This is a genomic window from Alkalibacterium sp. s-m-28 (genome assembly GCF_054658175.1).
Genome location: NZ_BAAGIQ010000001.1, coordinates 25,467 through 48,950 on the forward strand (window position 1 = coordinate 25,467; position 23,484 = coordinate 48,950).

General features: G+C 41.2%; 25 protein-coding genes, 2 tRNA genes, 1 other RNA gene and 1 pseudogene. 8 read left to right on the plus strand and 21 right to left on the minus strand.

Annotated features, from left to right (window positions below):
* Position 1 precedes the first annotated feature (1 nt).
* From ACYQ4S_RS00100 to ACYQ4S_RS00110, 3 genes are read right to left on the minus strand one after another with little or no spacing between them, the layout of a single operon-like run.
* Positions 2 to 223, minus strand: a complete 222-nt coding sequence (locus ACYQ4S_RS00100) for a YozE family protein (RefSeq protein ID WP_346025423.1) — start codon at positions 221 to 223, stop codon at positions 2 to 4.
* On the minus strand, positions 220 to 741 hold the full coding sequence (msrA, locus tag ACYQ4S_RS00105; RefSeq protein WP_459768545.1) for a peptide-methionine (S)-S-oxide reductase MsrA: 522 nt from the start codon (positions 739 to 741) through the stop codon (positions 220 to 222). Before msrA ends, ACYQ4S_RS00100 begins: the two co-directional genes overlap by 4 nt.
* Positions 742 to 786: 45 nt before the next feature.
* Entirely contained in the window at positions 787 to 1,410 is a 624-nt protein-coding gene (locus ACYQ4S_RS00110; RefSeq protein WP_346025422.1) for a YpmS family protein, read from the minus strand.
* Positions 1,411 to 1,574: 164 nt separating this feature from the next.
* Here ACYQ4S_RS00110 and trhA point away from each other — a divergent pair, with 164 nt between their 5' ends.
* Entirely contained in the window at positions 1,575 to 2,231 is a 657-nt protein-coding gene (gene trhA / locus ACYQ4S_RS00115; RefSeq protein ID WP_346025421.1) for a PAQR family membrane homeostasis protein TrhA, read from the plus strand.
* 121 nt (positions 2,232 to 2,352) lie between these two features.
* Here trhA and ACYQ4S_RS00120 read toward each other — a convergent pair whose 3' ends face one another.
* From ACYQ4S_RS00120 to ACYQ4S_RS00130, 3 genes are all read right to left on the minus strand, one after another.
* A complete protein-coding gene (locus ACYQ4S_RS00120) occupies positions 2,353 to 2,844 on the minus strand; it encodes a dihydrofolate reductase (RefSeq protein ID WP_346025420.1) in 492 nt (163 codons plus the stop codon).
* Positions 2,845 to 2,909: 65 nt separating this feature from the next.
* Positions 2,910 to 3,854 carry a thymidylate synthase gene (locus tag ACYQ4S_RS00125; protein WP_346025419.1) on the minus strand — a complete coding sequence of 315 codons (945 nt, stop codon included), beginning with the start codon at positions 3,852 to 3,854 and terminating at the stop codon, positions 2,910 to 2,912.
* A 13-nt stretch (positions 3,855 to 3,867) separates the two neighbouring features.
* Positions 3,868 to 5,751 carry an ABC-F family ATP-binding cassette domain-containing protein gene (locus ACYQ4S_RS00130; RefSeq protein WP_459768548.1) on the minus strand — a complete coding sequence of 628 codons (1,884 nt, stop codon included), beginning with the start codon at positions 5,749 to 5,751 and terminating at the stop codon, positions 3,868 to 3,870.
* Between the two features lie 173 nt (positions 5,752 to 5,924).
* Between ACYQ4S_RS00130 and ACYQ4S_RS00135 the strand changes: the two genes are divergently transcribed.
* Both ACYQ4S_RS00135 and ACYQ4S_RS00140 read left to right on the plus strand, forming a co-directional pair.
* A complete protein-coding gene (locus ACYQ4S_RS00135; protein WP_091268131.1) occupies positions 5,925 to 6,134 on the plus strand; it encodes a cold-shock protein in 210 nt (69 codons plus the stop codon).
* A 101-nt stretch (positions 6,135 to 6,235) separates the two neighbouring features.
* Complete coding sequence (locus ACYQ4S_RS00140) at positions 6,236 to 6,646, plus strand: ribonuclease HI family protein (protein WP_459768550.1); 411 nt, start codon at positions 6,236 to 6,238, stop codon at positions 6,644 to 6,646.
* Between the two features lie 56 nt (positions 6,647 to 6,702).
* Here the strand turns inward: ACYQ4S_RS00140 and ACYQ4S_RS00145 are convergent, their stop codons facing one another.
* The gene (locus ACYQ4S_RS00145; protein WP_346024984.1) at positions 6,703 to 8,211 is read right to left on the minus strand and encodes a DUF1846 domain-containing protein; all 1,509 of its coding nucleotides are present in this window, start codon (positions 8,209 to 8,211) and stop codon (positions 6,703 to 6,705) included.
* A gap of 92 nt (positions 8,212 to 8,303) precedes the next feature.
* The gene (locus ACYQ4S_RS00150; RefSeq protein ID WP_459768552.1) at positions 8,304 to 8,531 is read right to left on the minus strand and encodes a hypothetical protein; all 228 of its coding nucleotides are present in this window, start codon (positions 8,529 to 8,531) and stop codon (positions 8,304 to 8,306) included.
* On the opposite strand from ACYQ4S_RS00150, the pseudogene ACYQ4S_RS00155 reads away from it, so the two are divergent.
* Positions 8,524 to 8,667: pseudogene (locus ACYQ4S_RS00155) on the plus strand (DNA alkylation repair protein); the annotation flags it as partial. The gene ACYQ4S_RS00150 and the pseudogene ACYQ4S_RS00155 sit on opposite strands and share 8 nt — an antisense overlap.
* Before the next feature lie 212 nt (positions 8,668 to 8,879).
* Here ACYQ4S_RS00155 and ACYQ4S_RS00160 read toward each other — a convergent pair.
* The 4 genes from ACYQ4S_RS00160 to ACYQ4S_RS00175 form a co-directional block, all read right to left on the minus strand.
* Positions 8,880 to 9,515, minus strand: coding sequence for a mechanosensitive ion channel family protein (locus ACYQ4S_RS00160; RefSeq protein WP_459768554.1), 636 nt, complete (start codon positions 9,513 to 9,515; stop codon positions 8,880 to 8,882).
* A 194-nt stretch (positions 9,516 to 9,709) separates the two neighbouring features.
* On the minus strand, positions 9,710 to 10,594 hold the full coding sequence (locus ACYQ4S_RS00165) for a bile acid:sodium symporter family protein (protein WP_459768556.1): 885 nt from the start codon (positions 10,592 to 10,594) through the stop codon (positions 9,710 to 9,712).
* A 965-nt stretch (positions 10,595 to 11,559) separates the two neighbouring features.
* Positions 11,560 to 12,126, minus strand: coding sequence for a DUF6933 domain-containing protein (locus ACYQ4S_RS00170; RefSeq protein ID WP_459768558.1), 567 nt, complete (start codon positions 12,124 to 12,126; stop codon positions 11,560 to 11,562).
* Between the two features lie 30 nt (positions 12,127 to 12,156).
* Positions 12,157 to 12,615 (minus strand): 8-oxo-dGTP diphosphatase, encoded by a 459-nt coding sequence (locus tag ACYQ4S_RS00175; protein WP_091478604.1) that lies wholly within the window; start codon positions 12,613 to 12,615, stop codon positions 12,157 to 12,159.
* A gap of 250 nt (positions 12,616 to 12,865) precedes the next feature.
* Between ACYQ4S_RS00175 and ACYQ4S_RS00180 the strand changes: the two genes are divergently transcribed.
* Both ACYQ4S_RS00180 and ACYQ4S_RS00185 read left to right on the plus strand, forming a co-directional pair.
* Positions 12,866 to 13,093 (plus strand): DUF378 domain-containing protein, encoded by a 228-nt coding sequence (locus ACYQ4S_RS00180; RefSeq protein ID WP_091478606.1) that lies wholly within the window; start codon positions 12,866 to 12,868, stop codon positions 13,091 to 13,093.
* A 227-nt stretch (positions 13,094 to 13,320) separates the two neighbouring features.
* Entirely contained in the window at positions 13,321 to 14,637 is a 1,317-nt protein-coding gene (locus ACYQ4S_RS00185) for a Na+/H+ antiporter family protein (protein WP_459768560.1), read from the plus strand.
* A 506-nt stretch (positions 14,638 to 15,143) separates the two neighbouring features.
* Here the strand turns inward: ACYQ4S_RS00185 and ndk are convergent.
* The 6 genes from ndk to ACYQ4S_RS00215 form a co-directional block, all read right to left on the minus strand.
* On the minus strand, positions 15,144 to 15,548 hold the full coding sequence (gene ndk, locus ACYQ4S_RS00190; protein ID WP_459768562.1) for a nucleoside-diphosphate kinase: 405 nt from the start codon (positions 15,546 to 15,548) through the stop codon (positions 15,144 to 15,146).
* 72 nt (positions 15,549 to 15,620) lie between these two features.
* Positions 15,621 to 16,025, minus strand: coding sequence for a FosX/FosE/FosI family fosfomycin resistance hydrolase (gene fosX, locus ACYQ4S_RS00195; RefSeq protein WP_459768564.1), 405 nt, complete (start codon positions 16,023 to 16,025; stop codon positions 15,621 to 15,623).
* Positions 16,026 to 16,172: 147 nt separating this feature from the next.
* Entirely contained in the window at positions 16,173 to 17,297 is a 1,125-nt protein-coding gene (locus ACYQ4S_RS00200; protein ID WP_459768566.1) for a THUMP domain-containing class I SAM-dependent RNA methyltransferase, read from the minus strand.
* A gap of 99 nt (positions 17,298 to 17,396) precedes the next feature.
* Positions 17,397 to 17,774: RNase P RNA component class B (gene rnpB / locus ACYQ4S_RS00205), an RNA gene on the minus strand.
* 19 nt (positions 17,775 to 17,793) lie between these two features.
* Entirely contained in the window at positions 17,794 to 18,111 is a 318-nt protein-coding gene (gene gpsB, locus ACYQ4S_RS00210) for a cell division regulator GpsB (protein WP_091268583.1), read from the minus strand.
* Between the two features lie 178 nt (positions 18,112 to 18,289).
* Positions 18,290 to 18,844 carry an SLOG family protein gene (locus tag ACYQ4S_RS00215; RefSeq protein ID WP_091268585.1) on the minus strand — a complete coding sequence of 185 codons (555 nt, stop codon included), beginning with the start codon at positions 18,842 to 18,844 and terminating at the stop codon, positions 18,290 to 18,292.
* Between the two features lie 80 nt (positions 18,845 to 18,924).
* On the opposite strand from ACYQ4S_RS00215, the gene recU reads away from it, so the two are divergent.
* Together recU and ACYQ4S_RS00225 are read left to right on the plus strand one after the other, a co-directional pair.
* The gene (gene recU, locus ACYQ4S_RS00220; protein ID WP_091268587.1) at positions 18,925 to 19,545 is read left to right on the plus strand and encodes a Holliday junction resolvase RecU; all 621 of its coding nucleotides are present in this window, start codon (positions 18,925 to 18,927) and stop codon (positions 19,543 to 19,545) included.
* Positions 19,546 to 19,678: 133 nt separating this feature from the next.
* Positions 19,679 to 22,279 (plus strand): transglycosylase domain-containing protein, encoded by a 2,601-nt coding sequence (locus ACYQ4S_RS00225; protein WP_459768569.1) that lies wholly within the window; start codon positions 19,679 to 19,681, stop codon positions 22,277 to 22,279.
* A 666-nt stretch (positions 22,280 to 22,945) separates the two neighbouring features.
* Here the strand turns inward: ACYQ4S_RS00225 and ACYQ4S_RS00230 are convergent.
* The 3 genes from ACYQ4S_RS00230 to ACYQ4S_RS00240 all read right to left on the minus strand — a co-directional run bounded on the left by ACYQ4S_RS00230 (position 22,946) and on the right by ACYQ4S_RS00240 (position 23,443).
* Positions 22,946 to 23,140, minus strand: coding sequence for a hypothetical protein (locus ACYQ4S_RS00230; RefSeq protein WP_091478621.1), 195 nt, complete (start codon positions 23,138 to 23,140; stop codon positions 22,946 to 22,948).
* A gap of 152 nt (positions 23,141 to 23,292) precedes the next feature.
* A tRNA-Gln gene (locus tag ACYQ4S_RS00235) sits at positions 23,293 to 23,364 on the minus strand.
* 6 nt (positions 23,365 to 23,370) lie between these two features.
* Positions 23,371 to 23,443, minus strand: a tRNA-His gene (locus ACYQ4S_RS00240).
* Positions 23,444 to 23,484: the final 41 nt, after the last annotated feature.

Genomic DNA, 23,484 nt, shown 5'->3' on the forward strand with positions numbered 1-23,484 from the left:
CCTATCTGTTTGTTTCTCTATATTCCTGAAATACTTCATCGAACAAGGTCATTGACTCCACGTAGTCTGCATTCAACTCAAGGTAGTCTGACAGCTCGTCATAATCCTCAGATTGCTTGGGAAATGTGCCATCTCTGGAAACGGCATTGGCGAACAGCGTGAAGTCATCTTTTTTGTAAGGATCTGCCAGCGTTTTGACAAAATGATAAAATGAGCGTCTCATTCAGTGCCCACCTGTTTTCTGTCGTTGACCCATTCCTGGCGCTGTCTTTTTTCTTCTGCATATAACCTTGGATTCTTTTTGTAAAACTGCTGATGCTCATCTTCCGCCCGATAAAACGTCTGTGCCTGTTCAATATCAGTCACAATAGGATCTTTATACTTTCCGCTGTCTTCCAGACGTCTTTTTGAGTCCCGTGCAGCTTTTTCCTGCGCTTCATTATAATAGAAGATAACCGGTCGGTAACTGTCCCCGCGGTCCATGAACTGACCCATAGCATCGGTAGGATCAGTCTGCTGCCAGTACATCTCCAGCAGATCGTCAAACGACACACGTTTTTCATCATACTCGATCAGTACAGCTTCAGTATGCCCTGTCTTCTGGCTTTTCACTTCTTCATAAGTTGGATTTTCGACATGGCCGCCAGTATATCCGGACTCTACATTCAGTATACCTTCCATTTCTTCAAAAGGCTGGACCATGCACCAGAAACATCCCCCAGCTAGTAAAGCTTTTTCCATCGTATTCAATCCTTTCACACATCATGATAAATGATTATCAGTATATCATCTTACAGCCTCTTCAGGCAAAATAATATTCAATCTGATATCATCTTCCTGCAGATCGATACGCTGCATAGCGAACTGAAGGTCATTTTCGAGCTGAAACTCGTTCAATGCTACCAGAATCATCTGCTGCTCACTATCTACTCTTATCCATTGAGGAAGATCAAGCTGCTGGCCGAGAACATTCATTGCGATCCCAATAGGTAAATCGAATGACCCTAATTGTATCGAAGTTGCCCTAAGCTGTAAATTGCCGTCATCGACAACATAAGGGTCCATTCTCAATAAAAAGTCTACATCAAAACCGAAGACTTGGAGAGCCCCGCTCAACTGTACATCCTCATCAATCACTACATTGTACCCGGCAAACTGTTCATCCAGCTCTTCTTCCAGATAAAGATTGATGACCCGATTAAGTTGATTTTTATCTGTTACAACTTCGAAGCTCAAACTGTCTTCGATTACTGTCAAGTCTCCAGCTTGTTCTCCTGTATAGTCTGAATTGGACGGTTGCAGACCAACAATAATCCAAATGCTTAATGAGATGATGATACCCAGCAGAATAAGGAAGGCCCACATCCATCCGTTTGTTCCTCTATTTCTATTTCCACGTGATTCTGCCACTTGCTGTCTCCTTTCGAGCATTTTAATTTCAGTTGTGTTATTTCATTTAACTGAGTGCTGTAAATATGTTATAATTCCGACTACAAGATAGAAGTAGTCTTTCTAAAGTAGTATACCAAATATTTGATTGGTCGTACAGAATGTGAGAGACAAAGGAGGCGTCTATGTCAAATTTTACAGATCACCCAGTATTTTCAAAAAAATATCTGGTATTTAATGAAGTACTGAACGCAATTACTCATGGAATAGGAGTAATTTTGAGTATTGTCGGTCTAGTGTTTCTTGTTCAGAAAGGGCTGGAATATGGCGGTGCAGTTGAAGTGACATCCTATACTGTTTACGGATCTACACTGATCCTGCTGTACTTGTCCAGTACGCTTTATCACAGTCTTACGTTTACTCGAGCAAGAAAAGTCTTTCGAGTGATCGATCACTGCAGTATTTTTCTGCTCATTGCCGGAACATACACACCTTATACTCTGATTACGATCGGAGGAAGGCTTGGAGCAATACTGACATCAGTCATATGGCTGATTGCCTTGCTGGGTGTTGTATATAAAACGGTCTGGTTCAAAAAATTCCAAGGTCTTTCAGTCTGGTTGTATATTGCAATGGGTTGGATCTCTTTATTTTTCCTCAACTACTTGTACCAGGGACTTGGCACTAGAGGATTCATCTGGTTAATGGCTGGAGGAGTTTCCTTTACAGTCGGTGCACTGTTCTACAGACTGAAACATGTTAAATATATGCATGTTGTCTGGCATCTGTTCGTACTGACAGGAACTGTATGCATGTTCTTTTCAATTTATCTTTACACTTAAGACAATCTCAAGCTAAATTCAATACTCTGCACAGTAAGTAATTTTTCTAGATACAGAAAAAGTCACACCCCGATCAGTCGGTGTGACTTTTTTTATATCAGATAAATGCTCGTAGCAGGAATCAGTCTTTTATCCGTTCAAAAATCTGAAATGTGTGTGGATGACGGTTCTTCTCATCTACAGTTCCGTCTACCTCTTCAATCAGCTTAAACTTACTGTAATCAATTTCTGGAATGTAAGTATCGCCCTCAAATGACTCGTGGATCACTGTCCGGTAAAGTCTATCGACTTCTCCTACGAAGGCCTCAAAAAGTGACACGCCTCCGATTATATGGAGAGGCTTGTCAGTCGCAGCCACATCCAGCAGCTCTTCTTTTGAGTGTGTGACAACTACACCTTCCATTTGAAAATCTGAATTGCGTGTCATCACATAATTGATTCGCTCTTTTAAAGGAGGATTCGGAATACTGTCTAAAGTTTTACGTCCCATAGCCACGTTACCTGTCAAAGTGACCTTCTTGAAGAAGGCCATATCTGCCGGCAACGACCATGGGAGCTGCCCATCCTTGCCTATCAGCCCGTTTTCGTCTTCTGCCCATACAAATGTTATCATGTCAGTCCTCCTGTTATATATTTGCGTGTTACAACTTATAAGTTGTAACACGCAACAATGTTCTCTTATACCGCTATTGGTGCTTTGATTGATTTATGTGGATGATAGTCTTTCACTTTAATATCATCCATCTCAAAATCAAAGATACTTTTTTCTTTATTGAGTTCAAGAGTTGGAAAATCCCGGACGTCTCTGGATAACTGTTCATTAATCTGCTCCATATGATTCAGATACAAATGAGCATCTCCTAAAGTGTGCACAAAATCTCCGACTTCCAGGCCCGTTTCCTGAGCTATGAGGTGAGTAAGTAGAGCATAGCTGGCAATATTGAATGGTACACCTAAAAAGACATCTCCACTTCTCTGATAGAGCTGACAGCTCAGTTTGTTATCCTGCACGTAAAACTGGAAAAGTGTGTGGCAAGGAGGCAGAGCCATCGTTGGGACTTCTTCAGGATTCCACGCTGACACTATGTGTCTTCTTGAATTAGGATTAGTTTTAATAGACTCAATCACTTCTTTGATCTGATCAATAAACCCGCCATCGGCTGTTTTCCACGCCCGCCACTGAGCACCGTAAACATTCCCTAATGACCCGTACTTTTCTGCAAATGAATCATCCGTCAGGACTTTTTCTCTGAACTGTGCCATTTCATTATCGTATTGTATTTTAAACTCCGGATCCTTCTGACTTCTGATACCGAAGTCAGTCATGTCTGGACCATTATAATCTTCGCTCTTAACAAAGCGTTCGAAAGCCCATTCGTCCCAGATATGATTGTTGTTTTCCAGAAGAAACCGGATGTTTGTATCGCCTTTTAAGAACCATAGCAGTTCACTTTTTATCAGCTTGAAGAACACGCGCTTTGTTGTCAGAAGTGGAAACCCTTTTTGAAGGTCGAACCTCATCTGGTGTCCAAAAACTGAACGTGTTCCTGTACCTGTTCTGTCTTCCCTTACTGATCCTTCGTTTATAATTCTCTTAGCTAAATCAAGGTATTCCTGTTCCACTTTACTCTCTCCTCTATACGTATTGTGCGAGATATTCCCATCGTTCATATTTTTCGGCAAGCTGTCCACTTAATTCAGTCTGCTTATCAGTTAATTCACTCAGCTTGACGTGATCTGATACCACATGACTAATTTCTTCCTGAATGGCTTCAAGTTCCATTTCCAGCTGCTCAATGTCACTTTCTATGGACTCCCACTCTTTTTTCTCCATATAAGTCAGTGACGTCTTTTCTTTCGGTTCTTTTCTCTTTTCAGGTGCAGTTTTGTTCTTAATGACTGTGGGCTTTTCTTCCTTTATTTCTCTAGTCTGTTCCAGGTACTCAGTTAATGTTGCGTAACTTTCTTCGATCCTTCCATTGCCGTTAAAAATCAGCAGCTTACTGGCAATTTTATCAATAAAGTACCGGTCATGGGAAACGGCAATCACAGCACCGGAGAACTGACTGATGTACTCTTCTAGAATAGTCAGCGTCTGAACATCCAGATCATTTGTCGGCTCATCCAGAATCAGGACATTCGGCTGCTGCATTAGGATTTTGAGCAGATATAAGCGTCGCTTCTCCCCACCTGACAGTTTATTGATAGGCGAGCCGTGCATTGAACGGTCAAAAAGAAATCTTTCAAGCAGTTGAGACACACTGACGCTGGTACCATCGGCAAGTTTTACTTCCTCAGCAATTTCTCTCAAGTAAGTTATAACACGCTTGTCTTCATCAAATGCTTCATTCAACTGCCTGTAGTAGCCTATTTTTACTGTATCTCCTATTATGAGTTCTCCTGAGTCCAGTTCTGTTTCCTGTGCAAGGATATTCAAAAAAGTTGTTTTACCCGCGCCATTTACACCAGTGATTCCTATCCTATCTGTCTGCTGAACAAGCAAGTTGAACTGATCCAGTATCGTTAAATCACCCATACGTTTAGTCGCGTTCTCAAGTTCCAGCACCTTTTTGCCTAATCTGGATCCTGATAAATTCAGTTCAAGGTCAGATTTAGTGACCTGACTTTTGACTTGTTTTTCAATACCAGCAAACCGTTCTTTTCTGGCTTCCTGCTTAGTCCCTCGAGCCCGTACACCTGCGCGCATCCAAGCCAGTTCCTGTTTATACAGCTGTTTCTGTTTGTGAGCCATCTTGGCTTCAGTTTCTTCCCGCTCAGCTTTTAACTGCACGTACTGCTGGTAATTTCCCGAATAAGACTGTATCTTTCCGTTCTCAAGCTCAAGTATCTCATTAGAAACCCGGTCAAGAAAGTACCGGTCATGGGTAACCATCAGTAAAGCCCCTCTATAACCCGCAAGGTAATCCTCGAGCCATTTGATCATCTGAAAATCGAGATGGTTCGTTGGCTCATCAAGAATCAGCAGATCCGGTTCCTGAATAAGAACTTGAGCTAGGGCTGCTCTTTTTTTCTGTCCACCTGACAAAGTACTGACTTTTTTTGAACTGTCTGAGAGCCCTAACTGGTTAAGAATAGACTTGGCTCTGGAGCTGACTGTCCAGGCATCTTCCTGATTCATGTGTTTTTCAGCTTCTGTGAATGCCTGCTGAAATTTAGGATTCAGGGGATCGTCTGACAGTTTCTGAAGGACTTCTTCATAATGTCTTGCGGCCTGCACGACTGGTGAATCTCCATCAAAAACTGTCTCAAACAAAGTTTTCTCTTCATCAAGTTCCGATTTCTGACTGAGGTATCCGATCTCATACTCCCCTGGTTTTGATATAAGCCCGCTGTCAGGTTTTAATTCGCCTGCTACAATTCTGATCAGACTAGTTTTCCCAGTCCCATTGACTCCGATCAGCCCTACCCGCTGTGCTTCACGGATAGAAAAAGACAGATCGTCAAATAATGTTTTTATTCCATAAGAATGTGTCAGCTGTTCTATTTTCCACTCTTTCATTACATATCTCCTCACCTTTTCTCCTAATCATTTTAGCATATTTTACAGGTCAAAACAGCATGGATTAACGAGGACACCGGTGACTCCCTTGTAGCAATGATTGACTAGGTTTACCGTATCCTTTATACTGAGGGATATAACCGACTATAATGAGTAATCTTAGGGGGAAAACGATGACTACAGGTACCGTTAAATGGTTTAACAATCAAAAAGGCTACGGGTTTATTCAATTTGGTGATGAGGAAGAAGTGTTCGTTCACTTCACAGGCATCACAATGGAAGGGTACAAAGCTCTTAATGAAGGCCAGACAGTCGAGTTCGATATCGTTGAAGGGTCACGCGGTCCTCAAGCTACAAATGTTACAGTCGTGGAAGCTGAGTAACACATTTTACTTATACATAGAAATGAGGATCAGTTGCACAGAGAAACTGGTCTTTTTTCTACGTCATTTTTAAACAAATAATAATTAAGGAGAATCCAGGGATGCTTAAAATATACAGTGATGCGGCTGTATCTCAGAAAAACCAATGTGCTGGCGCTGGCCTGGTAGTGGCTGGGGACGGTCTTCATGAACAGCTTAATGCACCTCTCGAAAACTGTCTGGACAATCACTTGGCAGAATTAAAAGCTTTCTACCTGGCAGTCAAGTGGGTTCATGATCATGACCGAACTCAGGAATGGACTGTATTCCATACGGACAGTCAGCTTGTCGCCCAGTCGATCCGAAAGAATCATATGAAGAATCCTGTTTATGTTGAGATTTTCAATGATATACAGCAATTGTTGTCCCAGCTTAGTTTTTATGAAGTGAAATGGATCCCTGAAAAACAGAACAAAGGCGCGGACAATCTGGCTAAACAGGCCATCGTCAAGCAGCTTAAACAAAAAAATTAAAAAAGTAGCTGCTCGTCGTCTATCTCAGTTGAGATAAGCGGACGGCAGCTTTAATCTTAATTGTAATACAGATTGTCTGTTGGATAGACGGGATCATTCGTAATATCTATTCCTAGCATTCTGATTGTCTGTTCATTTTCGCTGTTCAGAATAACTGTTGAGTGCGCCTGAGCATCAGTCAACTTGTCAAGCTGCCTGTAAGCCAGATCTGCGGTCGGATTAGTTACCGCACTGATCGCCAGTGCAATAAGCAGCTCGTTGGCAGATAAGGTAGGTACCTTGCTTTTCAGATCATCTTTTTTCAATGTCTGAATCGTCTGCAGGATCATAGGAGCCAGCAAATCAATTTCATCAGAAATATTGGCCAAAGATTTCAAGCTGTTGACGATTGCAGCCGCAGCTGCATCCATCAGACTGGTCGTGCGTCCAGTCACTACTTTGCCATTAGGCAGCTCGATTGCAACGACTGCTTGAAGGCTCGTATCATCCATCCTGCTCTGTACCTTTTCTGCATACTGCCTTGCAATCAAGACAGGTTTTCTATCTTCTTTCTTTAAATCTGTTTCTTCAAGGATCAGCTGCATGTGTCGCAGAGAATCTTCATCAGCCAGACCTTTTATATAGTCATTTTCAATAGAAAATGCGCGGCGGATGATTTCCTGTCTGGACGCCTCACAGACTACTTCATCATTAATAATACCAGATTTAATCCGGTTTACACCCATATCTGTGGGAGACTGATAAACTGAAGATTTTCCGGATATTTTTTCAATAATCCGTCTAATAACTGGGAACATTTCCGTGTCTCTATTATAGTTGACCGCAACTTCCCCGTATGCTTCATAGTGATAGTTGTCCAGCATATTAACATCTTTAAGGTCCACAGTAGCTGCTTCGTATGCTGTATTGACCGGATGCTTGAGCGGAAGGTTCCATACCGGAAACGTCTCGAATTTTGCATAACTCGCTTCATTTCCTCTAGCATATTCATGATAGAGCTGATTCAGGCAGGTAGCCAGTTTTCCGCTTCCAGCTCCTGGAGCTGTAACGACGACTAGCGGTTTTGTAGTCTCAATGTAAGCATTTTTAGCAAAGCCGTTTTCTCCAACAATTGCTTCGACATTGGTAGGATAACCGTCAATGGCTCTATGCGTATGAACATTTATGCCATTGCGTTTAAGCTTGGTCATGAAGATATCAACGTTAGGCTGATTCTGGTATCGAGTAATCAGTACGCTGTTCACTGGAATGCCATATGCCCGGTACTCATCGATGAGTCTTAACACATCCCGGTCGTATGTAATCCCATAGTCCCCTCTCACCTTGTTTCTCTCAATGTCTCCTGCATACACACAAATGATAATTTCAGACTGATCTTTCAATGTTGCCAGCAGTTTCATCTTGGCATCTTCATCAAAACCAGGCAGCACACGTTTGGCATGCTTGTCGCCAATTAATTTCCCACCAAACTCAAGATACAATTTGTCACTGTTCTCAACTCTTTCAAGAATATAGGCAGACTGTTCCTTCAAATATTTTTCTGTGTCAAAACCGATTGTCTTCATTTCTTCCTCCTGTAACTTGTCCATTATCTGAATCATTATAGCATTAAACAGGAGGACATCTTAGAAATTTTATTAAATTCTTAAAAAGAAAATCACTCGACAAGTTTCAGGTCATCCATTCCCACTATTTTTTTGTTCAATACATCTATGACTGCATCCCTTTTAACCAATGTCTTCTTTTCCAGCAGCATTTCAAGAACAGTTTTTGCCCCATAATCCATTCCTCGAGCTCCTGTGATCAGGAGAATATCTCCTTTTACAACGTGGTCGAGACTCGTACATAGCACATCTTCTAGTTCGTTGTAATAGTCAACAGACACTGTACTTCTGGAAGAAATTATAGTGAATAACCTGAACCAGAATGAATTCTTTATTAATAAAGCAATCGGCTGAAGTTTAAGAGACTACAGCAAAACTGATCCTGAATGGGTCCCTCAATTCATCGAAACACACTGACAGGACACGGCTTCTTTGAGCATACGGGAAGCCAGCAAGTACCTTTAATGCAAGGTTCTCGCCAAACGGAAGGATGATGAATAATGTTTGTCTTAATGCAAAGGGTAGTATGACACTGGAGGAATTGATCCCGTATTGATCGGACGAAAAAAGGAGACCCTTATTAGTTTAAGTATTTCCTTTATCATTTAATTTTCCATGTGAATATCCATTTAAGGGTAAGAAATTGAAATCCCTTCCTGGTCAAAGGATTTCTTAACTTCCTGCAGGACATCAAAGTATACCGTCCAGTAATCTTCGGATTTGACCCATACTCTCGCAACATATTCGACGGCACTGTCTCCATGTGCAGACAGGCGAATAAACGGTTCAGGATCAGACATGACCAACTCATGATTATTTAAAATACCTTCCAATACATTCAGCACATGCTGAGTATCTGTCTCGTATCCAACTCCGAAAGTGAAATCGACTCGTCGGGTGTCATGAACAGAATAATTGACGATTCCAGCATTTGACAGTGTCCCGTTAGGAATGTAGATCATTTTATTGTCCGGAGTAATCAGTTCGGTATAAAGAATCTGGATGGCTTTGACTGTTCCGCTGTATCCGGATCCTTCAATATAATCCCCTACCTTGAACGGTCGCATGGTCAGAAGTAGAACCCCTCCAGCCAGATTAGACAGAGCGCCTTGAAAAGCCAGACCAATCGCCAGACTTCCTGCACCTAGAACAGCAACAAACGACGCTGTTGGTATGCCTAGAATACCGATTACAACAATAATAAGAAGAATCTTCATTACGACACTAAAAACAGACAGAAGAAATGGCTTAAGACTTTCGTCCATTTTTGATTTCTTAACTTGTCTCGTCAATAGTCTGTTGAAAACCTTAATCAGACTTGATCCAATAATTAAAGTAAGTATTGCATAACTACAGGTACGGCTTTATCGATAAAAAATGTAATCCAATTCATTATTAATCTCCTTCATACCGAATCCGTGGGTATCACGGCCAGCAAGTAATTTTTTAAATTGAAACCTTATCTAGTTTCGGCCTCTTTAAGTCTTGATTTTCCTATATAAGTGGATAAGGTGCTGAACAACACTGTACTGATCATCGTTGTCACAGCAATCGTAAGAAAAATGCCTGGATCAGAAAAGTTATTTAAAACTACTGCAAATGCAACTGCACCATTCCTCTGTCCCCCTGCAAATCCGGAAGTAAGCTGCATCGCACGGTCGGGATTTTTCATTTCAATCAAATACCCGATTACTGCTGATGCTAGTACAATAAGAATGCTTGATGTAATCACACCACTCCCGATAAGCTGAACCAATTCAGGTAGAAGCCCCAGCATCATGCCGTATACTGCTATATTCATCATGACCTTCTGTGTTTTCAACGTATAAGGCTTAATCTTCAATGCCAAGTCTTCGAAAAACAGTCGCATGAAAGACCCCGCCGATAAAGGAAGTAGGATACTCGCAATAAGACTTCCGACAAGGTCAAGAGAAGTGATTTCTACCCCTTCAATCATTATCGGCAAAAGAATAGGTAAAATCAGAACTGTTGACAAGGTCAACAGGATCATTGTTGAAACAGCATAAGTGATCTTCTCGCCTGTTTCCTGCACAAATGCAATGACTGTCGAGGCACCTGCACATAAGAATAGAATAACAAACGCTGCAGAATAAACCGGATCAATTGGGATGATCCTGAGAAGCTGCCAGAGAATGAGGGAGAGAATGACATTGTTAAACGCCACCAGCCTTAAGAAGAAGGCCCAGTTATCTTTGACTGTCTTGAGAATAGTTATTGGGTGTTCACTTAATCCTGAATTGAATACCAGGAGTAAAATGAAAATCGGCATGGTAAAATAACTGACATTGTATATCACATTTAAAACACCATTAATAACGTTCAATATAATCGTCTCCTTTAACGCACTAATATAAAGGATACAATCTATACTTACTTAAAGTCAACTTTTTTTGAAATGAAGCAGCGTTGCAGGCGCGAATTAAGGGTGATGATATATGGTGCCTAATCATCTAAGTTGTTTGGTCCCCTCTTCAGTAAGTGACAGGCTTAGCGGGTGGGAATCGGATAATGGTTGATGAGGACAAGGACTCACTCTGTCGGGAGCAGCCAACTGAGTTGTGATCGTGCCATCGAGTTGGTCGTAAGATGTCGCGAGCAGCCAACTGAGTTGTGATCGTGCCATTGAGTTGGTCGAAAGATGGTGGGAGCAGCCAACTGAGTTGTGATTGTGCCATCGAGTTGGTCGTAAGATGGTGGGAGCAGCCAACTGAGTTGTGATCGTGCCATTGAGTTGGTCGAAAGATGTCGCGAGCAGCCAACTGAGTTGTGATCGTGCCATTGAGTTGGTCGAAAGATGTCGCGAGCAGCCAACTGAGTTGTAATCGTGTCATCGAGTTGGTCGTAAGATGGTGGGAGCAGCCAACTGAGTTGTGATCGTGTCATTGAGTTGGTCGAAAGATGTCGCGAGCAGTCAACTGAGTTGTGATCGTGCCATCGAGTTGGTCGAAAGATGGATCTTGGAACCCACTCGGTTGGACTGAAGGCGTTCAGTTGGTCGAAAGATGGATCTTGGAACCCACTCAGTTGGATTGAGGGCGCTCAGTTCGTCGCAAAACAAGACCGTTATATGCTCCCACAAAAAAAACAAAGAAAAGCCGCCTATAGTACCCAGACAGTTGTTCATTGTTTCCAATGCTTTTGTAGGTTGGGGTCCCCCAACCCCTCCTTCTTGATTTAAATGATACTAGTTCAATGAATGGATACCTAATCGAGATACTTGGTGTCTTTGATACTTTCAGCTTTCAGAGTCAGTAAAATACGATTACCCTACACTTAATGTGTCCGCCTTTACCATTCCTCTAACCACAGATCAATAGGCTTTTGAAATACACCATCTTTTGTTCGATAGATATCACTTAACCAAACACTTATACTAATAGGATCTATATCCTTTATATTTAAATCTTCGTAATAGACGTAGTGGAGCGCGTCCGATCCTATTGAGCTAAGTTGGCTGACTTTACTATGGTTCAAAGTCTTAGTAAAGGTTACATTCTTACAGTTATTAACGTAATCCTCCCTAATCCTTTCAGGAATTTTAGTTTCCTGCATTAATTGAAGCAGATTGGACTGGAAATCAGCTAAAAATCTATTTATTTTGCTTAATCTGATTGGCCCGCAAACTATAGGATAATATGTTTTATCATTCATCAGGACAACCAATACAGTCGCCCTTGTAAGCTCCACTACATTGGCGTGCCAGTCGTAAAGTTCATCCGAATCTATCGCATGATCATAATCCATATCGATTGTAACCTTTGAATCTCCAAAGTTACCATCACTATTTTTTATCGCTTTAAGCATTTTTTTAGTACAATGAATTCTCATCTTCTTCTCCTTAATTAAAGTATCCATGACAGCAGCCGGCTTTTCTGTTAGATGCATTTATAATAATTGAAGCTCCCAGTCTGACTCTTCGTTTTGATTACGCACATAATAAAATTCACTTAGTTCATCTGAAATCATCACCTTGTACATATCCATCAGGTCAGGAGCCAGCTTATAATTTTGGAGTTCCGATACGTCTAACCAGAATACTTCTCCTTCTTCGGATGACCTCAATGTACCAGTAAACTGCGTTGCTATGTATAATAGAACGATGTAGCGTTCGTCTTTGTCAGTCTGAAACTGCTTGGTACCGACAAGGACAGGGTCAGAAATGACCAGTCCGGTTTCTTCATAAACTTCTCTTATAACAGCCTTCTTGAAAGATTCAGCATATTCAATTTTCCCACCTGGAAAAGTTATTCCTGACCAGTTCTTATCTCGTCTATCCTGAACAACGACTTGGTTTTCAGGGTTACGTATCAGACACATATTGGTAAGGATGACTTGTTCGCTCATTTAAACACTCCCTATTTTAAAACTGCAATAATCTTTTCTTAAAATACTCACATTTATACAAACAGTATATCAGTTTCATTTATTAATTTCACATAATCGTAAATAAGTAATTGTCTGATAGTCAATTCAAAGACTAAAACTTTTGAGAGACATTACTCCATATTTCGGGGCTTATAACTCGCTATATCAAAGGGTTTGAACTATACTCTAGGTGTCTTAAATATAGAAGAGAAAGGAGGGGAATAAAAAAATGAAAACATTAGACAGAGTCGCTTTAGCCATTTTAATCATTGGTGGAGTCAACTGGTTGTTAGTCGGACTTTTTGAGTTTGATCTGGTTGCATCTATATTTGGAGGTCAGAATAATATAATTGCCCGTATCGTCTATGTGATCGTTGGTCTTGCAGCACTATATTGCATTAAATATTTTATGTATGGTCCTGGGGGATATCGTGATAATAACCGAACAAATCGATAAAGGAAACTTAAAATTTTGGACTGAGGCTGGTCTAAACGCAGGCCTCTTTTTTTGAACCATAAGATATGGACAGTCCGACTACCAGTATATAAATGCTTTATATTTCTCAGTAATAGTTGACACTCAAATAATACTTCGAATTAAAATATTTTCTACTTGAAGCAAATCTATGGTATTATTTTAGTTAAGTTAAAAATTGGTATGATTATAATTAGAGGAGTGAGAAAGTGTTAACTAACCCTGTTTTAATTTCAGTAGTTGTCATGGTTGGATTATCTTTATTCAAGCTGAACGTACTTCTCGCGCTTATTGTTGCGGCGATCGTAGGTGGCCTGGTTTCAGGAATGCCCCTTATCGAAACGCTGGAAACATTGATAGGTGGTATGGGTGGAAATGCAGAAACTGCACTGAACTACATATTACTTGGTGCCTTAGCTGCAGCTATTCACCAGACTGGTGCAGCAAAAATCGTGACCCAACGATTGTCGAGAAGTATTAGAGGAACTGGACGCACACTAATATTTATTATTGCGTTTATCAGCATGTTTTCTCAGAACCTGATTCCGGTCCACATCGCGTTTATTCCGATCCTTATCCCCCCGCTTATTTCTGTTTTCAATAAACTGAAAATAGATAGACGAGCTGTCGCCACTGCGCTGACTTTCGGTTTGAAATCAGCATACATTACAATTCCTGTAGGTTATGGGCTGATTTTCCACAATATCATACGTGATGAAATGGCTCAAAGCGGAATGGACGTCAGCGATATTTCGATCTGGCAGATTCTATGGATTCCTGGACTGGCTATGCTCGTTGGCTTGTTGATTGCCGTTCTTATTACTTATCGTAAACCTCGTGAATACGATGAGCATTCAGGCAACAAGTTTGGGTATAAAGACCGAGATGAGTCTGAGGAAGAAGTTAAACTTAATCGTACACACATCTTTGCCCTTATTGGTGCAATCTCTGCCCTGGTTGTTCAACTCGCTGTTGGGTCACTAGTTCTAGGCGCTATCGTCGGGCTGGCGATCATGGTTGTCGGTGGAGCAATCAAATGGACAAATCTGGATGGCATGGTTAAAGATGGGATTGGCATAATGGGCTTCATCGCTTTCGTAATGCTGGTTGCTTCAGGATACGGAGATGTCATCCGTGCGACAGGCGGCGTTGAAACGTTAGTTGGATCAGTTACAGGGATTATAGGTGACAACCAGCTTCTTGCCGCTACAGGTATGATCGTTTTAGGTCTATTCATTACAATGGGTATCGGAACTTCATTTGGTACGGTTCCAATCATTGCTGCAATCTATGTTCCTTTAGCTTTAGAATTAGGCTTCAGTCCTGCAGCGACTATTCTTCTGATTGGTTCAGCTGCAGCTCTTGGTGACGCTGGTTCTCCAGCCTCAGACAGTACGCTCGGACCAACAGCCGGTCTGAATGTGGACGGCCAGCACGATCACATTTGGGACACCTGTGTGGCAACATTCACCCACTTTGATATTCCAATCATCATCTTCGGAATAATCGGAGCGGTTATCTTATAATAATTAGTTTCAATCATCATTCTTAACTATAGAAAGGCCGAGGCAATTGTCTCGGCCTTATCTTTACATAAGCTGTCAATAGGAGAAAAAATTGCATATTGACCTACTTGTCATTCTTTTAATAGGCTCAGAAATTATTGACAGGTAAATTAATATAATTGATATTAAAGGTGCTGATAATTGATGAAATCAAAATCTGAAATTCCCCACCCTGAACACTCTACCTGGTGGGACAGACATGAAAGAAAAGTAATTTTGTATCTATTTATTTCAATGGTCATACTTCTGAGCATGCCGTTTTTTATTATTCCTCTTGTCATCGAGGATCTCTGGATAGGAATTTTATGGCTTGTCCTATTTTTCATACATAGTTTTCTTTTTTTGATCCTCAGTCCAAGAAAGAAAGATCTTATGTGAGGAGACTTGTACTGCCCACTCCTAGCCACAGAGAAATAGAACGAAGAAGGATTAGGTCTTCCGCGCTCTATTTGTTTTACCTTTATTTCTTAAGATTTATTAAGCCAGATTGCTGACTCATATGCCACTTTTTCTTCAGAATCTGACGCATGAACAGAATTTCTTGTAAGGTCAATGCCAAATCGCTTTCTTAAAGTCCCTTCTTCTGCTTCTTGTGGATTAGTTTTTCCATTTAGTTTTCTAACACGCTCGATAGCTCCTTTTCCTTCCAACAAGAGGACAACAACATCACCGCTCGTCAGATACTCAACTAGTCTGTTGTAAAAAAACTTCCCCTGATGCTCAGAATAATGTTTCTGAACCTGCTCTAAAGTAGGTTTCATCATGTTCATCTGGATGACCTTCAAATCGTTTCTTTCAAATATATCTATTATCTGTCCAATCAGATTTCTTTCCACGGCATCTGGTTTTATAATGACTAAAGTCTTTTCCATTATGATCCATCCTCTCAAAACATTTACGAGTCTTCACTAGGATTTCTGAGCATATAAAAGTAAGAAATCGACCTACACCTTATTATAACTATCAAGGCGTTCTTCAAGCGTCCCGGTATGCAGTTCGAACAAGTTGTTATCATAGTCGTAAAAATAAAGCGAACGCCCTTCACCCTCTATTCTCGGCCTGGACTCTCTCATTCGGATATCGTAAGCCTCCAGCTTCTTTTTATAGATTTCATATTCAGAATTCGAGATTTTGAAAGCGACGTGATGATACGTCTCATTCTTTACATCTTCGCTTTCCATTATAGCAACCCAGAGGCCTCCAACAAGCAAAAATTTCTCCTTGAAAAGCGAATGCTTCTTTTCTCCACTGTCATAAACTTCTTTAGCTTCAAATATATCAGAAAACAGCCGGGCTGTTCTGTCAAGATCTGTGACGACCAATGTGATGTGACTCAATCCTTCAATCATTATTGCCCTCCTCAACAGTCAGAATCTCTATGTCAGAAGTATAGCTTTTTATAAAGATGACTTCTAGTGAAAATACGAAAAAACCCACCTTCCGCCAGTCTTACATCCTGGTAGTTAATGAGTTTGATCGTTTTTGTATCCTGTTACTTATTTGCGCTTCCCCCAATACTGGAAATAATCCGTTCTAAGGTATCCATTGTAAAGTTTGCGTTTCTTGGTTGCTTTTTGACCGTAGTGCTCTTCAAAGTCCAGATCGCTGGTTATAATGTACTTACTCCAAGTCGTCAGTGGTCTGAAGGCCTGGCCCATATCACGGTAGATCTGATAAGCCTGTTCAGGGTCCCCTAGTCGTTCCCCATATGGCGGGTTGGAGACAATGATACCGAATTCCTTGTCTGTCTTAAAGTCTGCTACTTGAAGCTGTTTGAATTCTACGCTATGAGACAAGCCTGCTTCCAGAGCATTGGCTTTGGCGATTTCGATCATGCGTCCGTCAATATCCGTTCCTAAAATATCCAATTCAATATCATAGTCAGCCTGCTCTTCTGCATCCATGCGGACTTTCTGCCACAACTCTTCCGGCATCCAGTGCCAGTCTTCACACAGGAAGCTGCGGTTGAAGCCAGGAGCGATATTATGACCGATCAGAGCGGCTTCAATAGGAATAGTCCCGGAACCACACGTCGGATCGACAAATGGGCGGTCCTTTCGCCAAGTCGTCAGCATAATTAAAGCTGCAGCCATATTTTCTTTTAATGGTGCGCCACCTTTATCGATACGATAGCCGCGCTTGAACAGACTCGGTCCAGTTGTATCGATCGTTAAAAGGACCTTGTCTTTACGGATAGCCACTTCAATGGGGAATTTTGCTCCAGTTTCTGGTAGCATTCCGCGACGATGGTAGACATCCTTTATTTTGTCAGCAATCGCCTTGTTTACAATACGCTGAACATCAGGCACACTGTACAATGTTGATTTTATAGATTTTCCGCTGACAGGAAAAGCTGAGTCCATAGCCAGGTAATCATCCCAAGGCAGGGCTTTAGTCTGTTCGTATAAATCATCAAATGTCTTGGCTTCAAATTCGCCTACGATGATTTTTACGCGGTCAGCTGTACGGAGCCACAAGTTAGCTTTCGCTATGTCTTCTTTAACTCCTTCAAAGCGAGCACGACCGTTCTCCACTTCAACGTCGTATCCCATGTCTTTCAGTTCGTTTCCAACAAGCGCTTCTATCCCGCTTGCCGCTGTTGCCAGCAATTGATACGTCATTTATCCGACACCTCTCTTTTTCTTATAGTATGAATGATTTTTCAATTGACGTAAAGAAAATCCTCCCTAAAAAGAGAGGATTTCAGTCACTATGTACATCACTGTAAGCCATGTTCTGTCTAGAATGGACGGTGAAGTCCACTCAGAGATAACCATCTGTCTGCACGGGCAATAAGCCCGGCCTCTTCTCTCTGTTCAATTCCAGGAGAAAAGTGCCCCTACCATATGTTTGGGTTGCTCACTCGAGGGGTTTACCGCGTTCCACCAGACGCGTTTCCCCGTCTGCTTCGTCACTGTGGCACTTTCAAGGGTACTCAAGCATAGGTCTCCCCTTAGCTCTTTTTCCTGCCGTCATCTCAATCACTTGAGAGCCGCAGCTTATTGTTTCGCTGCGCACGAACACTACAGGCATCGCAGCCTGTGTGAGCATGGACTTTCCTCACAGCTTAATAAATAGCTGTGCGATTATCCGTGATGTACACTATTCAAATGTTATTTACTGATTGTCCAGTTTTGAACCGAAAACGTGACGCTCAAGATTTGATAAACGTTTTAGAATATCAAAGTTTGTGACATTAGAACCGGACTGATTCTGGTTCTGATTTTGAGTGCTCATCTGTTTCGACTGATCATCCAGCTTATCAAGCAGACGATTATTTTCAGCTTTCAGCTTATCGATTTCATTCTGAAATGATTCATAATCTCTAATGACTACATCAAGAAATTCATCTACACCGGTTGGATCGTATCCACGCATCTTAGTTTTAAAATCTTTTTCCAAAATTTCTTTCTGAGTTAACTCCCTACTATCCATTCCTACACCTCATCTAATGTCAGTCAATTATGATTACATTAATCATTCTACTGTCCATGGAGTACTATTTTTAATACACATTTATTATACCAAATTCCCGGATAAAAGTGAAGATAACCGTATTTTATCTTTTCATTTCAATCTTATTTCTACGTTGTTTGAATTTAGCAAATGGATATTACTGGAATTCTTCCTCTTCCAGGTCGGTAATAAACCATTGCAGTTCATCAAAAGAAATCAAATCAATTTCATAGGTACTGCTTTCCTGATATTGTCTTGCTTTATCATAGTAAAACTTAACCTTTCCTTCGTGCTCCGTATCATAAAACAGCAAACACCCTTCTGTATTTCTCATAATGAAGTCCTGGTGATTTTTAAGTTGACTTGGATTAGAGTAGTCACTGTTGGATGTATAGTTCAGGTAATCAGCTTTTTCGACAATTGAATTAAAAAGCAGTTGATTTTTTTCATTCCACTTGCTTTGAAAACCAGTATAAGGGAGCAGCATGGCCAGTTTTAACTCTGGATAATCTTTTTTTAGATCCAGAACTACTTCTCCTGTCCAGAGTTCTGTCCCGAGGTTGCCGGATATTATCACCCACTCCAATCCTTCATGAATGTAATCTGTCAGTCTTTTCTTTATGTACAATTTAATATACTTAAGCTTTGGGTCATCTGGAGTAAATACAGAGACTTCATATGAACGGTAGCCTGTAACATATAAATTTTTCATGAATTTTTCCTTCCTTCATAGGTTTCAAAACAATTGTTTGGTAAACTATACTTAATCTATAGTAAAAGGGTGTGAACAAATTGACATTCCATTACCCTAATGGACAAGCTTATCTCGTTCATGATGACAAAAAGAAAAGCAAAAAGCAACTGAATAAGAAAAAAGTATCATACAGTAATAGAGGAATGAGCCTCGAAGATGACTTAACCCGGACAAATGAGTATTATCTCTTAAAAAACAGAGCAGTTATCCATAAAAAACCGATCCCTATTCAGGTAGTTAATGTTGACTACCCAAGAAGAAGTGCCGCTAAAATAACTGAAGCATATTATAAGAAGGCCTCTACAACAGATTATAATGGCGTATATCGAGGTCGATACATCGACTTTGAGGCAAAGGAAACACGAAACAAAACCTCTTTTCCTTTGAAAAATTTCCATGAGCACCAAATTAAACATATGAATGCCTGCTTTGAGCACGGTGGAATCTGTTTTGTTGTGATTCGCTTCAGTTCAATTAATCGTGTCTTTTTACTCAACTTTCCTCAGCTAAAAAACTGGTGGCAGCAACAGTTTGATGAGAACGGGAAAAAATCTATTCCTATAAAGGCCTTAATCAAGGAAGGCTATGAAATTAAGTATTCTCTAGCACCACGACTGCCTTATCTTGATTTAATTGACACACTCTATTCATTTAAATAGTTAAGACTCTCTTAAGAACAGGCCCTAGTATTGACTGATTTTATTTAATAGTGTAAAGTTCTTTTTTGATAAACCTAATTTTTAATACTGAATCTTCAATTATAAAATACATTTAGAGGAGAAGGAGTACAATATGTCTGAAAAAGAACAAGTATCAAGACAACATTATCGAAAAAACAAAAAACAATCCAGGCAGTCAGGCGGATTCAAACATTGGTTTAAACGTATTATTCAAGCCTTATTTCTGCTTGTTACACTTGCGGTTGTAGCTGGAGGCTCTCTTTTTGTCTATTATGTCTCTAGTGCCCCGGATCTTACCGAAGAAGATTTAGTCGGCGCATTTTCGTCCGACCTTCTTGATAAAAATGGTGAAGTCTTTTATACAATTGGAGCCGAAACACGAAACTTTGCAGCTCCAGAAGAGATTCCCGACATCATGGTTGATGCTGTGATTGCAATCGAAGACCAGCGCTTTAAGAGTCACTTTGGTATCGATCCGATTGGTATTGGACGGGCAGCTGTTGGTTTCGTGACAACCCGTGGTCAGATTGTGGGAGGTGGAAGCACCGTTACACAACAACTTGTTAAGCTGTCCGTGTTCTCTACAGCCCCTGAAGACCAGACGCTAGAGCGTAAAGCACAGGAAGCCTGGCTGGCTGTTCAGCTAGAGCGTCAACTTTCCAAGGAACAAATTATGACGATGTATTTAAACCGTATTAACCTTGGTGGCAATATCTATGGTGTAGCTGCAGCATCAGAGCATTACTTTGGCAAACCGGCCAGTGATCTAGAGATTCATGAAGCAGCTCTGTTTGCCGGTATGGCCCAGGCACCCAACCGATTTAACCCCCGCATTAACCCGGATCTTGCAGAACGTCGCCGTAACATTGTTATCCGTGCCATGCAGAGTGAAGGTATGATTACAGAAGAAGAAGCTGATCAGGCAATCAATACGCCTGTTACAGAAGGATTAGTAGAACTGAGTGTCGTTGAGCAAAACGATCTAGTTGTTGACAGTTTTGTGACCCAGGTCAGACACGAAATCAGAGAAAAAACAGGACTTGACATTTCAACTGCCGGCTTGACTATTGAAACCAACTTGGATATGGAAGCCCAGCAGCGCGTTTTTGATGTACTAAACTCTGATGAGTATGTAGATTTCGTTAAAGACAATGTACAGTCGGCTGTTTCACTTGTCGAAGTTGAAACTGGTAAGATTAGAGCTCTCGGCGGTACACGCAATCCCGGAGGCCTTCGTGAAACTAATCACGCTATGGAAAAACAGACCACTGGCTCTACAATCAAGCCACTTACAACCTATGGACCAGCTATCGAATTTTTGCAGTATTCCACGTATCATCAAATTGTAGATGAAGAATATACCGTGCCAGGAACCGACTGGACACCACGAAACTTTGACAGGCAGTTTCGCGGTCAGATGAGTCTTAGAGATGCTCTCGTAGAATCAAGAAACATACCTGCTGCCAAGATTATGAACGAAGATCTTGAAACAAGTCAGATTGACGAGTTTCTTGGAAATCTGGGAATCGATTCAGATGAATTGAATGATTCACCAGGTATTTTCCCTCAGAACGCTATAAATGGAGAAATGACACCTCTTCAGCTTGCCGGTGCTTATGCTGCCTTTTCCAATGGGGGTAACTTCACTCAGCCTCACGCAGTTACTAGGGTCACTACACGTGATGGCCAAGAAATTAATTTGGTACCTGAAACCAACCGAGCAATGTCTGATTATACAGCGTATATGATTACAGATATCTTAAGAGGTGTTCCTTCTAATTTAAGCAGCACTGTAGGTATCCCTAACCTGCCTCAAGCAGGGAAAACAGGAACGACCAACTTTGCTCCAGAGGATTACGAACGCTTTAATCATCCATCACATGGTGTGCCCGATTCATGGTATGTCGGCTATACGTCTAACTACTCCCTTTCAGTTTGGACTGGGTTTGATAGAAACGCGGAAGGGAATTACTTGTCTCTTGAAGACGGTTCGCGATTGATTCCACGCCACATTTACCGTGAAGTGATGTCTTATGTATCACAAGGTTTAAACAACACCGAATGGACCAGGCCAAGTTCCGTTACAGAAGTGGCTGTTGAGGATGGATCTGACCCCGCTCAACTGCCTGGACCAAACACACCGGACAGTCACATTGTGAACGAACTATTTGTAACTGGAACTGAGCCGACTGAAGTATCCACTTCATTTGGTGAAGAACTGTCAGCTCCAACTGGTCTGTCAGCTGATTTTGATGAGGAATCCGATGAACTGACTATCACTTGGGACGAGTACACTTTAGACAATGAAGATGAATCAGTCACTTATAATCTGTCGGTGGACGGTCAGTCAACTACTCTAAGCGACACTGAAGCGGTCATTACCGAGCCCCCTTCCGGCTCATTGACCATCACCCTCTCTGTTTCTGCTTATGGAAACACTGGGCCAGAATCATCTGTCTCCATCACGATACCTGAACGAATCGATGAAGAAGAGGAAGAAGAAGAGCCTGAAGAGGAACCTGAGGAAGATATCGAAGAAGAACCTGAAGAACCTCAGGAGGAAGAAGAAACAGAAGAAGAACCGCCAGGAACTGAACCGGAGCCTGAGGAAGAGGAGCCTGAGGAAGAGGAGCCTGAGGAAGAGGAGCCTGAGGAAGAAGAGCCTGAGGAAGAACCTGAAGAAGACGAAACTGAGGAAGATTCTGAAGAATAATCAATCGTCTATTTTCAACTTCTGATTGAATACAAACTAATAATGTAAAAAGCATCCGACCTGTCTTGAGTAGACTATACTCTGACAGGTCGGATGCTTTTTTTAGTAATGTGATTTCTAATTTAATAGTTTTAAGCTACCATATGGTTGTGTAATAAAGACTAAAGTATCACTTGTAGCGTCTAGTTATACTTTGCTTTGTTATTTACTCTAAGAGTTGTCATTAAAAAGGTTTCTAATTGTAGCTCAATTCTAACTTTTTCTCATTTGCTTTAACTAGACGGCTTCTAGCTTCAGTACAAGTCTCATTTAAGTACAGAGCTACAGCTAGAAGGCTCCTAATTGAAGAATCTAATGTAATTTGAATGATAAACTGCAACTAGACGGTACCTAACGACACCTCCCCAATTAACTGCCTTACTGAACTATAAGTAGACTGCTTTTAGTTATACCTTACTTCCCTCTCTCAGCATAAAAATACCATCAGACTCCCCCTGTTCTGACGTTACCTAGAAATTCAAGTTATAGTCATCTGATACTGAGCATCTACCTAGAATTTTACCGCCTTCTACTTCGATCGATTCAAGATCAACGCTGATGCCCGTATCAGCGCACAAAAAAAGAGCGTGTACCCTTTTACAGGTCATTACGCCCTACTTACTTATTCTACTCGTCCTCATCATTGAATCGTGAACCAAAGAACCATTTCCCTCTGATTGTTCGTATACCTATAAAGATGTTCCAGATTCCTATTAAAAGACCTACTCCACCGACAATCGGATCTAAAAAGACTATATAAATAGACAGCACTAAAATGATGATTCCCATCGACAGCAAAAAAATGCCATGTTTCTTTCCCATGATAAAAACCCTTTTCTGTTTAGATTATGCACCCCAGTCAATCGCGCGAACTGGAAAAGCACGTGATATACAAAGAAAACTCAATGCATCGGCATTGAGTTCCATATGATCAGCACTTGCATGACTTAGTCAGTACAAGGATTGATATAAAACTGGGCTACTAGGATTCGAACCTAGGAATGACGAGACCAAAACCCGTTGCCTTACCACTTGGCTATAGCCCATTGAAGGGCGACTGATGGGGATCGAACCCACGAATGCCGAGACCACAACCCGGTGCGTTAACCACTTCGCCACAGTCGCCATATTCATATAAAAAGGATAGCATAATTGTTGTAAGATGT

Excerpts from the sequence above, each read along its gene's own strand:
- ndk (WP_459768562.1), bottom strand. The coding sequence starts at position 15,548 with ATGGAAAAGACTTTAGTCATTATAAAACCAGATGCCGTGGAAAGAAAT.
- ACYQ4S_RS00140 (WP_459768550.1), top strand. The coding sequence starts at position 6,236 with ATGCTTAAAATATACAGTGATGCGGCTGTATCTCAGAAAAACCAATGT.
- ACYQ4S_RS00120 (WP_346025420.1), bottom strand. The coding sequence starts at position 2,844 with ATGATAACATTTGTATGGGCAGAAGACGAAAACGGGCTGATAGGCAAG.
- gpsB (WP_091268583.1), bottom strand. The coding sequence starts at position 18,111 with ATGGATAGTAGGGAGTTAACTCAGAAAGAAATTTTGGAAAAAGATTTT.
- ACYQ4S_RS00175 (WP_091478604.1), bottom strand. The coding sequence starts at position 12,615 with ATGAGCGAACAAGTCATCCTTACCAATATGTGTCTGATACGTAACCCT.
- ACYQ4S_RS00135 (WP_091268131.1), top strand. The coding sequence starts at position 5,925 with ATGACTACAGGTACCGTTAAATGGTTTAACAATCAAAAAGGCTACGGG.
- ACYQ4S_RS00170 (WP_459768558.1), bottom strand. The coding sequence starts at position 12,126 with ATGGATACTTTAATTAAGGAGAAGAAGATGAGAATTCATTGTACTAAA.
- ACYQ4S_RS00215 (WP_091268585.1), bottom strand. The coding sequence starts at position 18,844 with ATGAAAAATTTATATGTTACAGGCTACCGTTCATATGAAGTCTCTGTA.
- ACYQ4S_RS00160 (WP_459768554.1), bottom strand. The coding sequence starts at position 9,515 with ATGGACGAAAGTCTTAAGCCATTTCTTCTGTCTGTTTTTAGTGTCGTA.
- ACYQ4S_RS00145 (WP_346024984.1), bottom strand. The coding sequence starts at position 8,211 with ATGAAGACAATCGGTTTTGACACAGAAAAATATTTGAAGGAACAGTCT.
- ACYQ4S_RS00130 (WP_459768548.1), bottom strand. The coding sequence starts at position 5,751 with ATGAAAGAGTGGAAAATAGAACAGCTGACACATTCTTATGGAATAAAA.
- ACYQ4S_RS00100 (WP_346025423.1), bottom strand. The coding sequence starts at position 223 with ATGAGACGCTCATTTTATCATTTTGTCAAAACGCTGGCAGATCCTTAC.
- fosX (WP_459768564.1), bottom strand. The coding sequence starts at position 16,025 with ATGATTGAAGGATTGAGTCACATCACATTGGTCGTCACAGATCTTGAC.
- ACYQ4S_RS00225 (WP_459768569.1), top strand. The coding sequence starts at position 19,679 with ATGTCTGAAAAAGAACAAGTATCAAGACAACATTATCGAAAAAACAAA.
- ACYQ4S_RS00200 (WP_459768566.1), bottom strand. The coding sequence starts at position 17,297 with ATGACGTATCAATTGCTGGCAACAGCGGCAAGCGGGATAGAAGCGCTT.
- ACYQ4S_RS00230 (WP_091478621.1), bottom strand. The coding sequence starts at position 23,140 with ATGGGAAAGAAACATGGCATTTTTTTGCTGTCGATGGGAATCATCATT.
- trhA (WP_346025421.1), top strand. The coding sequence starts at position 1,575 with ATGTCAAATTTTACAGATCACCCAGTATTTTCAAAAAAATATCTGGTA.
- msrA (WP_459768545.1), bottom strand. The coding sequence starts at position 741 with ATGGAAAAAGCTTTACTAGCTGGGGGATGTTTCTGGTGCATGGTCCAG.
- ACYQ4S_RS00180 (WP_091478606.1), top strand. The coding sequence starts at position 12,866 with ATGAAAACATTAGACAGAGTCGCTTTAGCCATTTTAATCATTGGTGGA.